This is a genomic window from Micromonospora sp. NPDC007271, from assembly GCF_040634005.1.
Lineage (GTDB): Bacteria > Actinomycetota > Actinomycetes > Mycobacteriales > Micromonosporaceae > Micromonospora.
This window is the reverse complement of record NZ_JBEYER010000190.1, coordinates 1-4,661: the sequence shown is the minus strand read 5'-3', so window position 1 is coordinate 4,661 and position 4,661 is coordinate 1. Positions and strand designations below refer to the sequence as shown.

Annotated in this window: 3 protein-coding genes; 2 read left to right on the top strand and 1 reads right to left on the bottom strand. The window is 72.6% G+C overall.

What is annotated here, in order from left to right; genetic code table 11:
* Positions 1 to 1,407 (bottom strand): TIGR02677 family protein (locus tag ABZ570_RS33575; protein WP_358072160.1); only part of this gene is annotated, 1,407 nt, incomplete at its 3' end.
* A 201-nt stretch (positions 1,408 to 1,608) separates the two neighbouring features.
* On the opposite strand from ABZ570_RS33575, the gene ABZ570_RS33570 reads away from it, so the two are divergent.
* A complete protein-coding gene (locus ABZ570_RS33570) occupies positions 1,609 to 3,249 on the top strand; it encodes an amidohydrolase (RefSeq protein WP_358072158.1) in 1,641 nt (546 codons plus the stop codon).
* Between the two features lie 216 nt (positions 3,250 to 3,465).
* A partial coding sequence (locus ABZ570_RS33565; RefSeq protein ID WP_358072156.1) for a M14 family zinc carboxypeptidase occupies positions 3,466 to 4,661 on the top strand: 1,196 nt, incomplete at its 3' end.

Sequence of the window (4,661 nt, the reverse complement as noted above, 5' to 3'; positions counted from 1 at the left end):
CGACCACGACAACCCGCGACGAGGCGAGATAGCCCAGCCGACGCAGGAACGAGGCCGCAGCAACACGCCGGTCTGCGCCTCGTCCAGCCGGTGCCCGTCGAGCCCCTCCTCCGCCAGCACGGCCGCCGCGTCGGCGAGCTGGCGCTCCCGGGCGAGCTGGTCGGCGCGCAGCCGGTGGCGGCGGTCCTCGCCGCGGTCGACCCGCGCCGGCCGGCCCCGGCCCGTACCGGGTGCCCGGCCGGTGGCCACCAGGGTGCGCGACAGCTCGACCGCAGGCGCCTCCCACCACGACAGGCGGGTCGGGATCGCCTCCGGGTCCGGATGAGCCACCGCCACGTGCCGCGGACCGCCCAGGCCGAACACGACGTCGAAGAGCGCGTGGGCGGCCTCCTGGGAGCCGGCGCGGGTGAACCAGGCGGCCAGGTGACGCAACTGCGACTCGCGGCTCACCCCGCCGCGCCGTGCCTCGGTCACTCTGCGCAGCAACGCTAGGACGTCGCCGATCGCGCCGATGGTGGCGTCGGCGAGCCGGTCGGCCTCGCTGGCCTCCTCGAGCCCCGGCGGCGCCAGCCACGACCGCAGCCCGCGCCAGCGGCGCCGCCAATCCTCCAGCCGCTCCACGGGCGTGTGGAAGAGCCGCTCGTCGGCCTCGGCCGCCGCCTCGATGAGCCGGTCCAGGCCGGTCGCCTCCACCTCGTGCACCGCCGCCCGCAGCCGCGGCGTGTAGCGCTGCAACTCGTCGTGAAAGTCCCGCAGGTGGGCCAGCAGGGCGTCCTTGTGGGCGAGGAACATCTCCGGGCGCACGTCGTTGGTCCGGCTCAGGTCACCGAGCATGTGGTAGAAGCGGGCGGCCCGCTCGGCGATGTCGGCCAGTGCCCGGTCGAGCCGGTTGAGCTTGCGGTAGACCTCCTCGGCGTCGCCCGCCTCGTTGGCGGCGGCGAGCGCGGTCAGGTCGGCCAGCAGGTCCGCGAAGACCAGCCGGGACAGGGTCGTGTCGTCCATCGTCGCGGTGAGCACCGTCTCCACCGCCCGGTGGGCCCGGTAGCCGGCCTCGGTGAACTGGTAGACCGAGTGCCGGTTGCGGTATTCGGCGAGGGTCGTCGCGCGGGTGCCGTCCTGGCCCCGGTCGAGCACCCCCCAGTCCACGAGCGCGTCGAGCAGCCGCGGCAGCTCCAGCTCGGCCGGATCCGGGCAGTCCGGGTTGGCCTGGTGCAGCGCCTCCATCGCCGCGGCCACGTCGGCGGTGTGCAGCATGACGTGGTAGCTGGAGCGTGCCGTCTCGAAGGCGCGCAGCAGCCAGAGGTAGGCGAACCGGTTCTCGGCGGTGACGTAGCCGAACAGCCGCATCCGATCGTCCAGGCCGAACTCGTCCAGGCCGAACGTGTGCCTCGACGGCGGTGCGGTCATCGTCGTCCTTCCGGGCGGCCGTTGCGGAAAGCCGGGCCAGCCTACCCACCCCGTCCGACTTGCCCAGCTCGGGACCGGCCGTGTCGCTGCGCCGCCGCCCCGATCGTTGCCTAACCGTTCCGGCGTGTGCTTCGATCCTCGACCAACGCGCCAGCGGCGGCCGGAGGCCTCCGTGCGGTTGACACCGGAGGAGGTGGAACGGTGGCCGAGCACGCCGACCTGGTCATCACCGGCGCCGACGTCTACACCGTCGACGCCGCCCGCAGCTGGTCCGACGCGGTCGCCGTACGCGGTGACCGGATCGTCGCGGTCGGCTCCGAGCCCGCGTCCGCGCTCATCGGCCCGCGGACCCGGGTGATCGAGGCCAGCGGCGGCATGGTGCTGCCGGGCTTCCAGGACGCCCACATCCACGCTCCCTTCGCCGGGCGCAACCGACTCCGCGTCTGGCTCAACGACCTCACCGGCCGGCAGGCGTACCTGGACCGGGTGGCGCGCTACGCGGCCGACAACCCCGACCAGCCCTGGATCATCGGTGGCGGCTGGGCGATGGAGCACTTCCCGGGCGGCACCCCGCGCAAGGAGGACCTGGACGCGATCGTGCCGGACCGCCCGGTCTTCCTGTTCAACCGGGACGTGCACGGCGCGTGGGTCAACTCCCGGGCCCTCGAGATCGCGGGCATCACCAGGGACACGCCGGACCCCGCGGACGGGCGGATCGAGCGCGACCCGGACACCGGCGAGCCGACGGGCACGCTGCACGAGGGCGCGGCGTACAGCTTCAACGACCGGCACGTGCCCCTGCCGGGGCGCACCGAGTGGGAGGATGCCATCCTCAACGCCCAGGAGCACCTGCACTCGCTGGGCATCACCGGCTGGCAGGACGCCTGGGTGACGCCGGGAACCCTGGAGGCGTACCGGTCGCTCGCCGCGTCCGGTCGGCTCGCGGCCCGGGTCGTCGGCGCCCTGTGGTGGGACCGGCACCGCGGCCTGGACCAGATCCCTGATTTCCGCACCCAGCGGGAATCCGCGACAGCCGGCGGCTTCCACCCCACCACGGTCAAGATCATGGTCGACGGCGTGCTGGAGAACTACACCGGAGCCCTGCTCGAGCCGTACTGCGACGGCTGCGGCGGCCACACCGACAACCACGGCCTGACGTACGTCGACGCCGACCTGCTCGCCGCCGCGGTGACCGAGCTGGACCGGCTCGGCTTCCAGGTCCACCTGCACGCGATCGGCGACCGCGCCGTGCGCAACGCCCTCGACGCGGTCGCGGCCGCCCGCACGGCCAACGGGCGTACGGACAACCGTCACCACATCGCCCATCTGCAGCTCGTCCACCCGCAGGACGTGCCGCGCTTCCGGCAGCTGGGCGTGACCGCGAACTGCCAGGCCTACTGGGCGCAGATGGAGCCGCAGATGGAGGAGCTGACGCTGCCGTTCCTCGGCCGGGAGCGGGCGGAGCTGCAGTACCCCTTCGGCGACCTGCTGCGCTCCGGCGCCACCCTCGCCATGGGCAGCGACTGGGCGGTGACGACCGCGAACCCCCTCGAAGAGATCGAGGTCGCCGTGACCCGGATCGACCCGGAGCACCGCGACAACGCGCCGTTCCTGCCGGAGCAGGCGCTGCCGCTGTCCGTCGCCCTCGCGGCGTTCACCGCCGGCTCGGCGTACGTCAACCACGACGCCGACGGCGGCACGATCGCGGTCGGCAAACGCGCGGACCTGGCCGTACTCGACCGCAACCTGTTCGCCGCCGGCGCGGGCCTGCCGGCCGACGCCCGCGTCACCCACACGATCGCCGGCGGCGCCGTCGTCTACGAAAGCGGCCGGTCGGGGTAGAACGCCGCGCTTCTACCTTCTGTAGGAAAAAGGTGGGCGGGGCCGCCACATCTGTTGGAAATATCCTTTTGCATTGACAAAGTTGCGGATTTCTATTGCCTGCTCCCGGCCGGACGCGTCAAGATCGCCAAAAGGCAAAGGTGGTTCGCTCCCGAGCGTCACCGGTGCGCACTGCGCCTTGCTCGGTGGTCGGCGGATCCACGAGAGGAGTACCGCGTGCAGGTTCACAAGATGTCCACGATCCTCCGATCCCGAAGCGCGCTGGCCGCCGCTATGGCGGCCGCGCTGGCCGGATCGATCCTCACCGCCGCGCCCGTCGCCGCCGCCGTTCCTGAGGGACCGGGGCAGGGCAGCTGCAAGATCGCCGAGGACCCGTCCTGGGCGGGCTGGAGCAACCACCAGCAGGTGGGCGAGCAGCTCGCGCAGATCGAGCGCACCAGCGGCGGCCGGGTGGACGTCGACGTGGTCGGGCGCACCCAGCAGGGCCGGGAGCTGTGGGCGGCCCGGGTGGGCACCGGCGACAAGGTGCTGCTGGTCACCAGCGCGATCCACGGCAACGAGCGGACCGGCACCGAGGCGCTGCTCGCGATCCTCAAGCGGCTCGGCAGCAGCGGCGACGCCCAGACCCGGAAGATCCTCAGCGAGATCACCCTCGTCGCGATGCCCATGGTCAACCCGGACGGCGGCGAGCTCAACCGGCGGATGAACGTACGGTCCTGGGACGAGACGGTGACGGAGTTCCCGCAGCTGGCCGGGGCGCCGCGCGCCTGGTACCACGGGCTCAGGGGAGACGGCATCAACCTGCCCGGCTACGACCTGAACCGGGACTTCAACCCCGACCTCGATTACGTGCCGCGCGCCGCCGACCTGCCGGGCCGCGACACCGACGCCGGGTTCTTCCTCTCCCCCGAGTCGCGCGCCATCCGCGACGTCTATGTGGGGCTGCGGGCGGAGAAGGGCGCGGTCGACGCGTACGTCGACCTGCACCACATGGGACCGTGCGACCGGCTCACCGGCGGTGAGCAGGACGGCAAGCTGATCTCCGTCTCGCTCGACTACCCGCCGCTCGGGGTGCAGGACGGCGCCAAGTACAAGGCGGCGTGGCCGGCGCTCGACCAGGACAAGTCCCGCCGCTACGCGCTGACTGTCGCCAACGGCATGCAGGCGCAGTACGGCAGCCAGTCGAAGCTCGCGGCCGTCGGCCGGTACTACCACCCGGATGCCCGGGAGTACGCGGGTCAGGGTCGCTCGGCGTTCGCCCTGAACGGGACCGGCACGGTGCTCTTCGAGGTCCGCGGCCAGCAGGACGACCTGGGCCAGAAGCAGCACGGCATGCTGGTGAAGAGCGTGCAGACCGGCGGGCACCCTGCTCGGCGTGCTGGCCGGTGGCGCGGTGGGCGATCCCGCCGTGC